Annotated in this window: 11 protein-coding genes; 6 read left to right on the top strand and 5 right to left on the bottom strand. The window is 56.0% G+C overall.

Annotated elements, in window-relative coordinates; all coding sequences use genetic code 11:
• Positions 1 to 7: 7 nt before the first annotated feature.
• Both ACFOSS_RS11455 and hxpB read right to left on the bottom strand, forming a co-directional pair.
• Positions 8 to 2,773: a cation-translocating P-type ATPase gene (locus ACFOSS_RS11455; protein ID WP_377152581.1), complete on the bottom strand. Its 2,766-nt coding sequence runs from the start codon at positions 2,771 to 2,773 to the stop codon at positions 8 to 10.
• A complete protein-coding gene (gene hxpB, locus ACFOSS_RS11450) occupies positions 2,724 to 3,431 on the bottom strand; it encodes a hexitol phosphatase HxpB (protein WP_377152578.1) in 708 nt (235 codons plus the stop codon). Before hxpB ends, ACFOSS_RS11455 begins: the two co-directional genes overlap by 50 nt.
• Positions 3,432 to 3,718: 287 nt before the next feature.
• Between hxpB and ACFOSS_RS11445 the strand changes: the two genes are divergently transcribed.
• Positions 3,719 to 5,143 carry a DEAD/DEAH box helicase gene (locus tag ACFOSS_RS11445; RefSeq protein WP_377152575.1) on the top strand — a complete coding sequence of 475 codons (1,425 nt, stop codon included), beginning with the start codon at positions 3,719 to 3,721 and terminating at the stop codon, positions 5,141 to 5,143.
• 281 nt (positions 5,144 to 5,424) lie between these two features.
• Here the strand turns inward: ACFOSS_RS11445 and ACFOSS_RS11440 are convergent, their stop codons facing one another.
• The 3 genes from ACFOSS_RS11440 to purT form a co-directional block, all read right to left on the bottom strand.
• Positions 5,425 to 5,622 (bottom strand): DUF4250 domain-containing protein, encoded by a 198-nt coding sequence (locus ACFOSS_RS11440; RefSeq protein ID WP_377152572.1) that lies wholly within the window; start codon positions 5,620 to 5,622, stop codon positions 5,425 to 5,427.
• A 49-nt stretch (positions 5,623 to 5,671) separates the two neighbouring features.
• Positions 5,672 to 6,184, bottom strand: a complete 513-nt coding sequence (locus tag ACFOSS_RS11435; protein WP_377152569.1) for a hypothetical protein — start codon at positions 6,182 to 6,184, stop codon at positions 5,672 to 5,674.
• A gap of 116 nt (positions 6,185 to 6,300) precedes the next feature.
• Positions 6,301 to 7,479, bottom strand: coding sequence for a formate-dependent phosphoribosylglycinamide formyltransferase (gene purT, locus ACFOSS_RS11430; protein WP_377152567.1), 1,179 nt, complete (start codon positions 7,477 to 7,479; stop codon positions 6,301 to 6,303).
• A gap of 286 nt (positions 7,480 to 7,765) precedes the next feature.
• On the opposite strand from purT, the gene ACFOSS_RS11425 reads away from it, so the two are divergent.
• From ACFOSS_RS11425 to pepN, 5 genes are all read left to right on the top strand, one after another.
• Entirely contained in the window at positions 7,766 to 8,512 is a 747-nt protein-coding gene (locus ACFOSS_RS11425) for a DeoR family transcriptional regulator (protein ID WP_377152565.1), read from the top strand.
• A gap of 238 nt (positions 8,513 to 8,750) precedes the next feature.
• On the top strand, positions 8,751 to 9,218 hold the full coding sequence (locus tag ACFOSS_RS11420; protein ID WP_377152564.1) for a GAF domain-containing protein: 468 nt from the start codon (positions 8,751 to 8,753) through the stop codon (positions 9,216 to 9,218).
• Between the two features lie 81 nt (positions 9,219 to 9,299).
• On the top strand, positions 9,300 to 9,854 hold the full coding sequence (proQ, locus tag ACFOSS_RS11415; RefSeq protein WP_377152561.1) for an RNA chaperone ProQ: 555 nt from the start codon (positions 9,300 to 9,302) through the stop codon (positions 9,852 to 9,854).
• A gap of 11 nt (positions 9,855 to 9,865) precedes the next feature.
• Entirely contained in the window at positions 9,866 to 11,875 is a 2,010-nt protein-coding gene (prc, locus tag ACFOSS_RS11410; protein WP_377152559.1) for a carboxy terminal-processing peptidase, read from the top strand.
• Between the two features lie 155 nt (positions 11,876 to 12,030).
• Positions 12,031 to 14,643: an aminopeptidase N gene (gene pepN, locus ACFOSS_RS11405; RefSeq protein ID WP_377152556.1), complete on the top strand. Its 2,613-nt coding sequence runs from the start codon at positions 12,031 to 12,033 to the stop codon at positions 14,641 to 14,643.
• Positions 14,644 to 14,658: the final 15 nt, after the last annotated feature.

The following is a 14,658-nucleotide window of genomic DNA, read 5'->3' as shown; positions in this document are numbered from 1 at the left end:
CGGCAGTCTAGCGAGCATGATGATCAACAACAAGTCGTGGGCGTGTTAGCTGATCATGTAACAGCCATTTCACGGTTTCAATTGCCAAATAGCAGCACAGGCCTTGCAACCAGACCAGCCCCCAATCGCGCCATGACAAGGCCCGGGTGGCAAATGCCTGTTGCAGGACGGGAAGGTAGCACAGCAGCAGTTGTAATAGTGCCAACACGGCAAAAGACCACCAAACGGTGTGGTTGCCCAGCCAGGCATCACGGTTAAGTGTCGGTTGCTCCAGGCGGCGGCAATTGATCAAAAAGAACATCTCACAGATGACGAGCCCCTGTATGGCCAAGCTGCTCGCCTGTTGCGGGCTGGCATCCCATAGCAGCGCGAGATGGTATTGTGCCAGCGTCAGCAAACAGATCAGCACGGCTGCCAGTGCAATCAGTACCCAGTGCCCCAGCTGCAACAATGGTGCTGCTGCCGGACGCGGCTTATGGCGCATCAGGTCCGGGTTGAGCGGTTCGAAAGCAAGGGGTAGTGCCAGTGTGATGGCGCTGACCATGTTGATCCACAGAATTTGTAATGGCGAGATCGGCATGGCCCAACCGCAGAGAATTGCCAGTAACAGCACCAATGCCTGAGCCCCATTGGTGGGCAGCAGAAAGATCAGCGTGCGTTGCAGGGCTGAATAGATATTTCTGCCACGCCGTACCGCATCTCGCAGCGTAGCAATGTTGTCGTCTGCCAACACCATATCGGCAGCCTCTTTCGCCGCTTCGGTTCCGCCGCGTCCCATGGCCACACCAATGTCAGCCTGGCGCAGTGCGGGGGCATCATTCACCCCATCGCCAGTCATCGCGACCACATGTCCCTCGGCCTGCAGTGCTTGCACCAGCCGCAATTTATTGGCCGGCGTGGCGCGCGCGAGCAGATCCAGCGTGACGGCTCGCTGGCGTAATGACGCGTCGTCGAGTGCATCCAACTCGCGACCGGTGAGCGCGGTCGGTTGCGCTGCAAGCCCCAACTGGCTGGCGATCGCCTTGGCTGTGCTGATGTGATCTCCGGTAATCATGATGAGGTGTATGCCTGCCTGCTGGCATTCGGCAATCGCGTTAGCCGCTTCCTGACGAGGCGGATCCTGCATGCCGATAAGGCCTAGCCACTGCCAACCAACATCAGGCAGCTGGGAGCTGAGAGCCTCGCCCCACCATTGGGCCAGCGCCAGGACGCGCAGCCCTTGCTGCGCCAATTGCTCGGTCTGCACGCGCCAATGCGCTTGGTGCTCTGTGGCGAGGCAACGCGAGATCAGCTGCTCCGGCGCCCCCTTGATCAACCAGAGTACCTGATCCGACATCGCATGGGCCGTGGCCATAAAGCCGATGGCTGATTCAAAGGGGATATGGTGGAGCCGGGGGCGCTGCTGTCGAACTGCCTGCCAGTCGATATCTGCCTTTTGCGCGGCTGCCAGCAGGGCACCCTCAGTCGGGTCGCCGTCAAGATGCCAGTCACCCTCGGTGGTGTGCTGTAGGTGAGCGTCATTACACAACACTGCCGCACGCAACAATGCTTGTAAGGCATCCATACCCTGTGCTGCAGGTGCGCTGGCATCAAGCGGCTGGATCTGACCGTCGGGGCCATAACCCAGTCCGCTGACGCGCCACTGTGATTGCGGTGTCACCAGGGCGCGCACCACCATCTCGTTACGAGTCAAGGTGCCCGTTTTGTCGGTGCAGATGACACTGACCGCGCCCAACGTCTCAACCGCGGGGAGCTGACGAATGATGGCATTCTTTTGTGCCAGACGCTGGACACCGATCGCCAGCGCTATGGTGACGACAGCAGGTAATCCTTCAGGAATCGCCGCCACCGCCAGACTTACCGCGGCCATGAACAGGCCGTCGAGTGGCAGGTCTCGCCACAACCAGCCGAGCAGAAAGGTTACAACGGCCAGCAGGACGATGTAGCGGCTCAACTGCTGCCCTAATTGATCAAGCTGCCGCGTCAACGGGGTTGCCATCGGTGCTACATGCCGCAGCAGGCTGCCGATACGACCCAGTTCGGTATCATCACCGGTTCGTACCACCCAACCGGTGGCGCGCCCCTGGGTGATCAGGGTGCCGGCAAACAGCAGGTTGCTCTGCTCGGCTAACGGTGTCTCAAGCGCCAAGGCAACATCTTGCTTGCCGACACTGCTGGATTCACCAGTTAGCGCACTTTCCTGCACCAGGAGATTGTGCGCCTCGAACACACGCAGATCGGCTGGCACCTTGTCACCTGACTCAAGGTGAATGACATCGCCCGGCACCAGGAGTTCTGCGTCTAGCGTTTGACGTTGGCCATCACGACTCACACGCGCCATCAGCGTCAGCATGTTGCGGATACTGGCCAAGGCCTGCTCGGCCTTGCCTTCTTGCAACACCCCAAACAGCGCATTGATCACCACTACGGCCAGGATCACCGCGGCATCGGTGGCGTGACCGGTCACCAGACTCATCACTGCCGCCAGCAACAGCACATAGATCAGCATGTTCTGTAACTGGCTGATCAGCCGCGTCCACCATCGCCGCTGCGGTGGCGGGGTTAGCCGGTTCAGACCATACAGCTGCTGCCGCGCCAGCGCCTCCTCGGTCGTCAGACCGTTTGCAGACGTAGCCAGTTGTTCCTGGCACTGCTGCGGGCTCAGTGCATGCCAGGCTGTCGATGCAGCAGGCGAGGCTGACAGCTGCGCTGGCGTGTTAGTCTCAGGGGTGCCGTGACGTGGCCAGATGCGACCAAAGCGGATGTGTGTCATCGAATGCCTCCAAGCTGTCCAGGCGGTAATCGGCCCATACCCAACGCGGATCTGTTGCGCAACGGTGATCCGGCACAGCCAGCAGCGACATACCGGCTGACTTGGCTGCCAGCAGGCCATTGAGACTATCCTCAATCGCCAGACAGTGCTGGGGAGCAACGCCGAGTCGTTCCGCCGCCGATAGATAGACAGCCGGGTGCGGCTTGCCATAGGGCTCATGCTCGGCACTATGCCAGAGCGTGAAATAGTCGATGATCTGCAATTTTTGCAAAATGGTCGTCACCAATTGCCCTGGTGACGAGGTGGCCAGGCCAATCGTTATCCCCTGGGCATGCAGGCGTTGTAATGTATTGACGACACCCGGCATGGGGACACCCTCAAGCATGATTTGCGCCGCAACACGGTCTAGGATCGCCTGCGCTGTAGCATGCGGCTCTAGTACTATGTCCGGGTAGCGTTGCTGCCAGTACCTGACAACGTGATCAACACGCAGCCCCATGGTCTGTTGACACATTTGCGGCGTCAGCGGGACTCCAGCTTCGCGAAAGACCTCATATTCACCTTGCTGCCATAGCGGTTCTGAATCGATCAACACGCCATCCATGTCGAAAATAACGGCCTGCAAAGACGGGGTTGCCACCATGGTGGAAACTGACATTGGGTACTCCTCGTGATATCGATATTGACCAGATTAACTTGCCACACCGCGCCGAGCCGTGATCAGGGTGTCATTCGTGAGCGGGATATTATTTTTGATGCCGATCACATTGTGCTCGTCAGCAACAGGTAAAACGGTTAAGCTGGCGCCCGCCGGGAATGTTGACCTTGATCCAGACCGGCAACTCATGAAGTCACCTCTCTTCGGATGTTCCGCTGCAGGGCCGGACTTCCCCTTTGTCCGGTATCGGTTAACTCCGTGCCATGTTTATATTTCAGTAGGTTGTTATGAATTTTGCTTCTCTCGGTCTGAGTGAGTCCTTGTTGCGCGCGATTGCCGAACAAGGGTATGACACCCCATCGCCGATCCAGGCGGCCGCGATCCCAGTGGTGCTGGCCGGTCGTGACTTGATGGCGGCGGCGCAGACCGGAACCGGGAAAACGGCGGGTTTTACTCTACCCATGCTGCAACGCCTGATGGGCAGTGAAGCACGCCCGAAGCGTCCCACCGCCAACCGGATCCGCGCCTTGGTCTTGGCCCCCACGCGCGAGCTGGCCGCTCAGGTCGGTGAGAGTATCGCCAACTATGGCCGTCATCTGCCACTGCGTTATCAGGTGGTGTTCGGCGGTGTCAGCATAAATCCGCAGATGATGGCCTTGCGCAAAGGCGTGGATGTGCTGGTCGCCTGTCCTGGGCGTCTACTGGATCTGTATAACCAGAATGCAGTGCGGTTTGAAGATCTGGAAATCCTGGTATTGGATGAAGCTGACCGTATGCTGGATATGGGATTCATCCACGATATTCGCCGTATTCTCAAACTGCTGCCGGCCAAGCGCCAGAATCTGCTCTTTTCCGCGACCTTCGCGGATGAGATCCGTGACTTGGCCACAGGTCTGCTGCATGAGCCGCAACTGGTAGAAGTGGCACCGCGCAACAGCACTGCCGAGCGCATAGAACAACTGGTACATCCGGTAGACAAGGCCAGCAAGCCCGCCTTGTTGAGCCATCTGGTGCGCGAACACAACTGGCAGCAGGTGTTGGTGTTTACTCGTACCAAACACATTGCCAACCGCCTCGCTGAGCGACTGGAAAAAGATGGTGTCACTGCCGCCGCCATCCATGGCAACAAGAGTCAAGGGGCTCGCACCCGGGCGCTGGATGGCTTCAAGAATGGTAGCGTCCGTGTGCTGGTCGCTACGGATATTGCAGCCCGCGGTCTGGACATCGACAAGCTGCCGCAAGTGGTCAATTTCGAACTGCCCAATGTGGCCGAAGATTATGTGCATCGCATCGGTCGTACTGGCCGGGCGGGGGCCGCAGGTCACGCCATCTCCCTGGTCAGTGCCGACGAAGGTAAACTGTTACGCGGCATCGAACGGCTGACCCAGCAGAGCATCGAACAACAGGTCATTGCCGGGTTTGAACCGAGCCGTGAAACAGTCGAGGCGATTGCCCAGGGCAAGGGCCAGCCGGCACGCAAGGGGCAGGAGCCAGAGTCTCGTTCGGCCAAGCCGCGCCAGGGCAACCGACCGCCTCGTCAGGGACAACCGCGTCAAGGCGAGCGCGCGAATGGCGAATCGCGTCCGGGCGCGGCACGCAGTGGCAAGCCGGCCCATCACAAGCCGGCGGCGAAAACGGCTCAGACAGGAGCGCGAGCCAATAACGATCGGCACGCCAACCAGTCTGTCAGACCGCATGGTAATAAGCCCTGAGTCCATTCAGGCAGAGCGATGAAAATATAACCCCCTGTCAGCGATGGCAGGGGGTTTTTCATGACTGCCACCGCGCAACCAGGGGGCTAGGGCGAACAGGAGTGTCAATGCGCGAGTGAAATGGGATATCGAGAACGAAAAAATGTAATTTTTTGAAAAATATCAAAAAAGATATTTCATCATGCTGGTTCGGATAAGGTGGCTGCGCGCTGCATAGTATTGTGTTCTGCCATGAAAATACGGTGGTTATCCGCTGCTATGGCCTGAGTACTGTGCCGTGATTATTTGGCCTTGAATTGGTTTTGCTCTGCGACATAAATATATCCACCCGCCTCCAGATAGGCGCACAACTCACTGATTCGGATGTCATGGTAATCCGCCAGTGCGTCGAGGCTGGAAAAATGGTCGCGCAGTTGGGTATTGACCAGGCTAAGCAGCATGGCAGCAGGCAGTGCAGCAAATCGATTGAGGGCAAACATGGCTTCTCCTGGGCATAACCTGTGTTGTAGTGGTGGGTGAGCCTGATGGTTAGTCAGCGTCTTGTGGGGATGATGGCTGGGCGAGGCGATGAGCCGCGCGCAACAGCAGATTCCAGTAGGCAATGCTCAACAGAGTCGAGGCCAGCACAAACAGCGGCGTCCAGGCGGATAGCAGGCTGCCTGAGGCCATGTCCATTCTGAGCACAACGGTTGCCACCAGGGCTGAAATCAGGCCCAGCGCAACTTGCAGCGGCAAACCAGTCCATTTGGCAAGACGGGTCACGCGCAGTGATCGCGGGCCGGCGAAGGTGACCAGCAGGCCACTCAACGTCAGTTGCCACAGCAGCAGCACGATAGCAAAGTGGTTGGGGGTACTGATGGGATAGAGGTGAAAATAGGCCATCAGCAATGGATAGAAGCCGGCAACGTTCATTAGCAATAGGCTGATCATCATGCCGGTGCCGAGCGCAGGCTGGCGGTTTTGCGATTCGGGTTGGCGCCATTGCTGGGCCAGCATTGCCAACAGGAAACAGTGTAAAGCAGCCAGAGTATACCAGACCATATAGGTGCCATCTCAGACGGTGGAACAGAACAGGCCGGCAGCGTAGCAGGATGTGCTGACAGAAAAAAGCCCGTGTCGTGAACGGCACAGGCTTTGAAGAGCCATGAAAAATCGGCTTAGAACTGTACGTCGATTGCCTGAGCCACCGAGATGGCCTGCGAGATGGCCGCGTCAGTGCTGTCACTGCGCACCAGCGCGACGCCGAGACGACGTCGACCGGCGATTTCTGGTTTGGCGAACAGACGTAGTTGTGCACCTGGGACTTGCGCCAGTGCGGATGCCAGATTGGCGTAACGGATGTTCTTCGAATCTCCTTCGCGCAGGATGACCGCCGAGGCGGCTGCACCGTACTGCGTGATACGCCCAATCGGCAAACCGAGAATGGCGCGTGCATGTAAGGCAAACTCGCTTAAATCCTGCGAGATCAGCGTCACAAGGCCAGTATCGTGCGGCCGTGGAGAGACTTCGCTGAAATAGACGTCGTCGCCCTTGATAAACAGCTCGACACCAAATAAGCCATAACCTCCCAGTGCGCTGACCACTTCACGCGCGATATGTTGTGCCTTGGCCAGTACCTCAGGTGTCATCTGTTGCGGCTGCCAGGATTCACGGTAGTCGCCATCTTCCTGACGATGGCCAATCGGCTCACAAAAGTGGATCCCATCGACGGCACTGATGGTCAGCAGCGTGATTTCATAATCGAAGGGTACAAAGCCTTCAACGATTACACGACCGCGGCCGGCGCGTCCGCCTTCCTGGGCGTAGTGCCATGCCGGTGTGATCTGCTCTTTGCTACGCAGGACGCTCTGTCCCTTGCCGGAGGAGCTCATGACCGGTTTGACCACACAGGGCATGCCGATCTTTGCGACTGCGGCCTGGTAGTCGGCTTCGGTATCGGCAAACTGATAGGGGGAGGTGCTCAGTGCAAGGGTTTCTGCGGCGAGACGGCGGATACCTTCGCGATCCATGGTCAGCCGGGTGGCGCGCGCTGTCGGCACCACATTAAAACCCTCCTGCTCAAGTTCAAGCAGCGTCTCAGTGGCAATGGCCTCGATCTCGGGGATGATGTAGTGCGGCTTTTCCTGTTCAATTAGCTGACGTAAGGCGGCGCTATCTAGCATGCTGATGACGTGGCTGCGATGAGCAACCTGCATGGCGGGGGCATTGGGGTAACGGTCCACGGCGATCACCTCCACGCCCAGACGTTGCAGCTCAATGGCGACTTCCTTGCCCAACTCTCCTGACCCCAGCAATAAGGCGCGGGTTGCTGATGGGCAATGGGGGGTTCCAATCATGGTGATCTCCTATGGGATAAACGTTTTCCTAGCCTGGTCGCGCGCATGATACCCAGATCATGCTAATGCGCCAAGGCCAAGACCATCGATAGGCATCCGGTTGCTTGTACACTGAGCAGATGGTTCGGAAAAAGTGCGAACACGCGCCTGAATCCATGCATAAACTGATGATTTATCTATCCAGAGGGAGTAGTGTCGACGGGCCGTCAGCAGCCTGAACTGCGGGCATGGATCGGGAGTGATCCGCGAACAACACAGCTGGATAGAGATAAAAACGAGGGCAGTCATGCACCCCAGACATTCTGTTATTCTTGAGCTGGTCAACGAACGTGGCCGGATCAGCGTCGTCGAGCTTTCCGATCAGGTTGGTGTGTCCGAGGTTACGGTACGACAGGACTTGAACTACCTCGAAGAAAAAGGTTTCCTCAAACGTGTACACGGTGCCGCCACCGTCATGGACAGTGACGATCCCGAGCATCGGCAATGGGCGCGCAGCAAAATAAAACTGCATATTGCCGAGCGCGCAGCCAGCATGGTCGCGGCAGGCGAATGTGTGCTGATCGAAGGCGGTAGCGCCAATACGATGTTGGCCAAGCTGTTGGGTGAGCGCGGCGATGTTTGTATCATCACCTCAAGTTCCTATATTGCCCATCAGTTGCGTGATTCCAGCAGTGAGGTCATTTTGCTGGGCGGGCAGTATCAAAGTGCCAGCGAGAGCCTGGTTGGGCCGCTAACCCGTCTGTGCATCCAGCATGTGCATTTCAGCAAGGCCTTCATTGGTGTTGATGGCTTCCATGTTCATACCGGATTTACCAATCGCAACATGATGCGGGCCGATGTGGCCAACACCATCTTGGCTAAAGGTCAGCAGAACATCATCTTGACCGATTCAAGCAAGTTCGGGCGCATCCATCCTGGCAGCATAGGCCCGATAGCGGCCATCGGCTGCGTGATCACCGACAGCCACATCCCGGCCGACGCCGAAGCCTGGCTATTGCAGCAGGGTATCCAGTTAGACAAAGTCAGCCGCTGATTCGTGTAGCCGCGAATAAAAAAAGCCAGGTACCAATTCCATGTACCTGGCTCAGGGGAATGGGCTCACTAAGGAGCCCGGATCTCGAGTGAAAACGGTATGTCTTACACCACTTAACAGTAGTTGCTTTCTGTCGGATTACCAAACCGCGATTTGTCCTGCTCCAGTGCATCACTTCTGCTTGTCTCCTTGCGTGTGCCGGTTTATGTTAGCCAGCGATTTTTTCTGGAGAGTGTAGATGTCTAAAGTTGAATTCTACCGTTCACTAACCAGCCAGATCGCTGGTTTGACTGATGGCGAGCCGGATCTGATTGCCAATTTATCCAACGTCAGTGCCTTGCTAAATCAGTCGCTCAGTGATCTAAATTGGGTCGGTTTCTATTTGCGGCGTACAGATGATGAGCTGGTGCTGGGGCCATTTCAAGGCAAGCCTGCCTGTATCCGCATCCCGGTAGGCAAGGGGGTGTGTGGCACGGCGGTCGCCACGGGTAAAATCCAGCGGGTGGCCGATGTCCATGCTTTTCCTGGTCATATCGCCTGTGATGGCGCCAGCAATTCGGAAATCGTGCTGCCGATCTACTGCCAGGGTCAGGTTGTCGCCGTACTGGATATCGACAGTCCGCTTTTTGACCGCTTCGATGAGGAAGATGAAGCCGGATTAGCCAACATGATTGCGGTACTGGAAAATTTCAGCTGGAATCGGTAACGTGCTCGCAATCGTCTGGGGCCTCTTTATAATAGGCCGTTGATTTACTTCGTGGCATTGCCCTTCTATCCAAGGTTTTACATGGAAAACAACGAAAAATTCAGCAACAGCAAAGAGCTGATTGCTTACCTCTGTGAACAGTTTCCGGCTTGTTTCATCGCTGAAGGTGAGGCTCGCCCACTCAAGATTGGTATTTTTCAGGACCTGGCCACCCGCCTGGCTGAAGATCCGCGGGTATCGAAGACGTTATTGCGTTCTGCGCTGCGTCAATACACCTCCAGCTGGCGCTATCTGCACGGTGTCAAAGCAGGGGCTATCCGTGTCGATCTGGATGGTAACGAATGCGGCATTCTGACCGAAGAACACGTCACCCATGCCAAGCAAGCGCTCAAAGAGAGCAAAGACAAGGTGTTTGCGTCACGTCGTCGTCCGGAAGGCGAGAAACCCAATAAGCCGCGTCGCCCTGCGCGTCCCAAGGTCGATGCCGCTACACTGGTTGTAGGCCAGGCCGTTAAAGTCGTGGTTGGCAAGGCGCCGGTACCGGCAACGGTTCGTGAAGTTGTCAAAGAAGATATTCAGGTCGAATTGGCAACCGGTATGGTTGTTCGCGTCAAGGCCGATCGTATCGTTCTTTAGGAGTCCAGTTTTTGAGAAACCATCTGCTCCGCGTCTCCTTGCTGGCGCTGGCCCTGGTACAACCGGGGTTAGCGCTTGCCGTGGCTCCGGCCATACCGGCAACGGCGTTGCCGACCCTCAGTCAGGAAGACCAGCATGCGACGGCAAGCAAGCGCATTGCCAAATTCTTCACGCATAGTCACTACAAACAGATCACATTGGATGATGCCTTCGCGACTAAGGTATTTGATATGTATCTGGATACTCTGGATTACAGCCGTAATCTTTTTTTGCAAAGTGAAGTCGATGGTTTCAACTCTTCACGGCTGAAGATGCTGCAGGGGCTGGAAAATGGTGATCTCACCATTGCCTATAACCTGTTCAATCTCAGCATCCAGCGACGTTATGACCGTTTTTCCTACGCCTTGAGTCTGCTGGATAAGCCCTTCGATTTTACCCAGCAGGACAGCTATCAGTTTGATCGCAAAAATGCACCTTGGCCCAAAGACCGTCAGGAGCTGGATGAGCTCTGGCGGCAGCGGGTCAAATATGATGCGTTAAGCCTGAAGTTGGCCGGGAAGAGCGAGGCGGAAATCAAATCCTTATTGACCAAACGCTACCAGATGTCGATCAAGCGCCTTAGTCAGAGTGAAAGCGAAGATGTGTTTATGACAGTTGAGAATGCATTCGCGCGCTCGATTGATCCTCACACCAGCTACCTCTCGCCACGTGAAGCCGAGCGCTTTAACAGCGAGATGAATCTCTCGCTCGAAGGTATCGGTGCCGTGTTGCAGGCGGATGATGACTTCACGATAGTTCGCTCTCTGGTTCCGGGTGGTCCGGCAGACAAATCCAAACAATTGAAGCCAGATGACAAAATTACCGGGGTCGCTCAAGCCACCGGCAAAATGCAGGACATTATCGGCTGGCGCCTGGATGAAGTTGTAGACCTGATCAAGGGTCCCAAGGGCACCAAGGTGCGCCTTGAGGTTCAGCGAGGCGAAGGGGCAAGCGCACAATCTCAGATTATCGAAATCGTGCGCGACGAGGTACGCCTTGAGGATCGGGCAGCGAAGTCATCGGTTATCCATAGCCAGGGCAAAACGATTGGCGTGATTGATATTCGCAGTTTCTACAACAACCTTCATGCCGATGTCATCAAGGAGCTGAACAAGCTCAAGAAACAGAAGATTGATGGCCTGTTGATTGACTTGCGCGATAACGGCGGTGGCTCTTTGCCAGAGGCCATTGCCCTGAGCGGCTTGTTCATCAAGAAGGGGCCCGTGGTGCAAGTGCGCGACAGCATCGGCCGTATCGAGCAGGAGCAGGATGACGATGGAATCAGCTATTACGATGGCCCCATGGTCGTGCTGGTCAACCGCTACAGTGCGTCGGCTTCGGAAATATTCTCTGCGGCAATGAGTGATTATGGTCGCGCCTTGATCGTCGGGGAAAACACGTTTGGCAAGGGCACAGTGCAACAGCACCGGCCATTGCATCGTCCGTTTGACTGGTTTGACAAAGAGTTGGGTAATATTCAGTACACCATGGCCAAGTTCTACCGTATTGATGGTGGTAGTACCCAGCATAAGGGCGTCAAACCCGACATTGCCTTCCCGAGCACCATCGATCCGAGCGATTCGGGTGAGAGTGTCGAGCCGAATGCTTTACCATGGGACAAAATCTCCGCCGCGAGCTACAACAAGGTAGGGGCATTGGGTTCTGTCTTGCCCAAGCTTGAGGCCGCGCATGCCGCACGGATTGAGAAAGATCCGGAATTTGCGTATATCGATGAGGATATTCGTTGGTATCAGCAGGAAAAATCTCGCAAGACGGTGTCGTTAAATGAGCAGGCGCGCATAAAAGAGCGCGATGAGATGGATAATCGCACCCTGCAGCGCACCAATGAGCGTCTGGCGCGGATGGGTAAGCCTGCCGTCAAAAAGGTTGCTGACCTGCCGGCGGATATCCAATTCCCGGATGCGTATTTGCAAGAGGCGGCGGCGATTACCGCAGATTTGAGTGCTAGTGTTAAACGCTAAAATCAAGCGAACTTGTTAGTAAGGAAGGCGACCAATGGTCGCCTTCCTGTTTTTTTATTCTGTAAATAGTCGTTTGAACCGCATGGTGCTTGGTATTCCACGGCAAGTGTAGATAATAGAGATCTGCTACGGGTTCTCATTTACAGGATGCCTCAATGACCGCTCCGGCTGCTCAGGAAAAATACCGTCTCGATTACAGTGCCCCTCATTACTGGATAGACAGCATAGATCTGGATTTTCATCTGGATGATCATCATACCCGTGTCACCGCCATCAGCCGTATTCGACGCAATGGCGAACACAACGAGCCACTGGTACTCGATGGCGAAGGCCTGCTGTTAAAAAAAGTCCAACTCGATGGGCGTCCTTTCAGCGCATATGTACAGTCTGCCACCCAGTTGACGTTGAGCAATCTGCCGGCCGAGTGTGTGCTGACGATCGAGACCGAAATTGATCCCGCCAACAACACTGCGCTGGAAGGGCTGTATAAATCAGGTCCGGCGTTTTGTACCCAGTGCGAGGCCGAGGGCTTCCGCCGTATTACCTATTATCTGGACCGGCCCGATGTGCTGGCGCGGTTTACAACTCGTATTACTGCCGACAAGGCGCAATACCCGTTCTTGTTATCTAATGGTAACCGGATGGCCTCTGGGGATCTCGAGGATGGCCGCCACTGGGTGAGCTGGCAAGATCCATATCCGAAACCCTGCTATCTGTTTGCCTTGGTCGCCGGCGATTTCGACGTTCTGCGTGACGAGTTTGTCACCGGCAGTGGTCGACGGGTGGCGCTAGAGCTATTTGTCGATAAGGGCAACCTCGATCGGGCGCCCCACGCCATGACCAGTCTGAAAAAATCAATGGCCTGGGATGAACAGCGCTTTGGGCTTGAATACGATCTCGACATATACATGATCGTCGCGGTCGACTTTTTCAATATGGGCGCAATGGAGAACAAGGGATTGAACATATTCAATTCCCGTTTTGTTCTGGCCAATCCGCAAACCGCCACCGATACCGATTATTTCGATATAGAACGGGTGATTGCACATGAGTACTTCCATAACTGGACGGGCAATCGCATAACCTGTCGTGACTGGTTCCAGCTCAGCTTGAAAGAGGGGTTAACGGTATTCCGGGATCAGGAGTTTTCCTCGGATGTTGGCTCGCGGGCGGTCAATCGTATTCGCAATGTACGGATTATCCGTGGGCCGCAATTTGCAGAGGATGCCGGCCCTATGGCACACCCCATCCGCCCAGATGTGGTGATCGAGATGAATAACTTCTATACCGTTACCGTGTATGAGAAGGGTTCTGAAGTGATCCGTATGATGCATACCTTGCTGGGGGAAGAGGCCTTCCAGCGCGGCATGAAAATCTACGTTCAGCGCCATGATGGACAGGCCGCCACCTGCGAGCAGTTTGTACAGGCCATGGAAGCTGGCTCGGGTCGTGATCTCACTCAATTCCGACGTTGGTATTCGCAAGCGGGGACACCAGTGCTAACTGTCCGCGACGAATATGATGCGGTGGCTCAGCGTTACCAGTTGCATGTCCAGCAGGCAACCCCGCCGACGGCTCAGCAAAGTGAAAAGCTACCGTTACACATACCGCTGAGTATCGCGTTATACGATAGTCGGGGCGCCGAATTGCCGCTGCAACGCGATGGAGAGTCCGTCAGTGGCCTGCTGGAGCTGACCGCAGCAGCACAGACATTTGTGTTTGACGCGATTGCCGAGCGACCTGTGGTTGCCTTGTTACAAGAGTTTTCGGCACCCGTGAAACTGGACTACCCCTATCAGGATCACGAACTCTGTCTGTTGTTGGCCCATGCCCGCAATGATGTGGTGCGCTGGGATGCAGCCCAGATGCTGGTCAACCGCTTTATCATCGAAGCGGTGCGCAAACAGGAACGCAACGAACCGCTCTGCGTGCCAGAAGCGTTACTCTTCGCATATGGTAGCGTGTTACAAGATCAGAAGATGGATCCGGCATTAGCCACAGAAATTCTGACGTTACCCGGCGAGGGCACCTTGCTGGAGCTGTTTACCAGTGCGGATGTTGATCATATCCATGTCGCACGAGAATTCCTGCTGGATGCCGTGGCGACACGTCACGCCGAGTTGTGGCATGCCGCCTACCAGTGTCACCACATCGGCGGTGACTACACCACTGATGGGGCTGCGATGGCACGTCGGGCGTTGGCCAATTTGGCACTGCTTTATCTGGCCCGCGCCGGGCTAGGAGAGGAGCGGGTGACAGCCCACTATCGTCAGGCGAATAACATGACCGATACGCTAGCGGCGATGCAGGCGGCCAGTGTCGCCGATCTGCCCGTGCTCGCGTCGTTGTTGGCGGATTTTGAGCAAAAATGGCAACACGATGGTCTCGTGATGGATAACTGGTTCCGGCTGCAAGCCGGGCGCCATGATGCTCAGACCCTGGAACGGGTCAAAGCCCTGCTCGAACACCCCAGTTTTTCACTGCAAAACCCGAATCGGGTGCGCGCCTTGATTGGATCTTTTGCCGCAAATCCGGTGGTTTTCCACGCTCGTGACGGTAGCGGTTACCGTTTTTTGCGTGCTATGTTGACGCAACTCAACAGCATCAACCCCCAGGTCGCAGCGCGTATGATTGTACCGATGATTCAGTTCGGACGCCTCGACAGCACGCGCAAGGCCATGATCCGGGAGGAGTTACAAGCATTGGCGCAACTCCCCGATTTGGCTCGTGATCTTTATGAGAAGATCTCGCGGGCACTGGCCCAATAAGGAAGAGGGGGCTTA

Origin of the sequence: Pseudaeromonas sharmana, from assembly GCF_042649925.1 — a bacterium.
Lineage (GTDB): Bacteria > Pseudomonadota > Gammaproteobacteria > Enterobacterales > Aeromonadaceae > Pseudaeromonas > Pseudaeromonas sharmana.
The sequence above is the reverse complement of the archived record's forward strand: the minus strand, read 5'-3'. Positions and strand labels throughout refer to the sequence as shown.